Genomic DNA, 839 nt, shown 5'->3' with positions numbered 1-839 from the left:
TTGTTGGAATGGCTGGTGCGGAAGTAGGCGTGGCACAGTTCATCTTAAGCATGTTGGTCAGGTGAGGCCCCGCGGCTACGACGTTGGATATCGACGTCGAAGTTCAGCACCGCTTGCAAGACGATGTGGCCTCCATCGTCGCGCTCTAATCTTCAGCTTGTGGTGGTCGCCGTCGGGAAGGCTTTCCCCTATCAATTCGACAAGAGATCGGATCGCTTCTTCCTTGACATGATCGAAGTCCCGGCAATCGGTCCCTTGGTCATCAGGGAAGTCGTGGCCATTGTCATTTACATCGAAATAAAAAAGAGCCATCGGCTATAACGAGCGTCGAAAAAGGAGGTTCCACGCCTGCTAATCAAAGGAGCCCGTCTACCGCGCCGCCAATATGGCTCTGAGGGAGTTGCCGCGTCGACCCATCCAGGGCTTGCCAATTACAGCAATAAATTGGTTCGCTTCCGTAATCTTTTTTAATGAAGGACCGGTGTCTGAGGCCGTATAAATTCGCAATTGTCAACTAGGGGCGAGGACAATTGGGATGGATATCATTGAAGTAGGAGATACCGGCCGGACGGCGGTTAAAGTGGTCGGACCATGCGGTGAGTGGCACGTCCGAGTGATTGAGGCCGACCGCGAAAAAACCCTGACATTCGAGCTAGAGGTCCACGATGAGGCCGTTAGCCAGATCACAGCCGCGACGATACCTAGCCGTGGGGCCGCACACGGCCAATTGAATTGCGGCGCGGGCGGTGATGCTCCCCGTTCCAGTGTCGCCCGATCGTTGCCGTGTTTAGCTATCAGTTCCTTTGCCTCGGCGAGTTTGTTGCAGCAGAAACCATTGC

2 protein-coding genes are annotated in these 839 nt (G+C 54.6%); one reads left to right on the top strand and one right to left on the bottom strand.

Translation table 11 applies throughout. From position 1 onward, the window contains the following. Positions 1 to 75 precede the first annotated feature (75 nt). Complete coding sequence (locus ACXJ7R_RS34795) at positions 76 to 312, bottom strand: DUF6894 family protein (RefSeq protein WP_457155748.1); 237 nt, start codon at positions 310 to 312, stop codon at positions 76 to 78. A 223-nt stretch (positions 313 to 535) separates the two neighbouring features. On the opposite strand from ACXJ7R_RS34795, the gene ACXJ7R_RS34790 reads away from it, so the two are divergent. Next, the coding region (locus ACXJ7R_RS34790) for a hypothetical protein (protein ID WP_457155747.1) at positions 536 to 839 on the top strand (304 nt) is incomplete at its 3' end.

Source organism: Mesorhizobium sp. P5_C1, from assembly GCF_054049815.1.
The sequence above is the reverse complement of the archived record's forward strand: the minus strand, read 5'-3'. Positions and strand labels throughout refer to the sequence as shown.

Excerpts from the sequence above, each read along its gene's own strand:
- ACXJ7R_RS34795 (WP_457155748.1), bottom strand. The coding sequence starts at position 312 with ATGGCTCTTTTTTATTTCGATGTAAATGACAATGGCCACGACTTCCCT.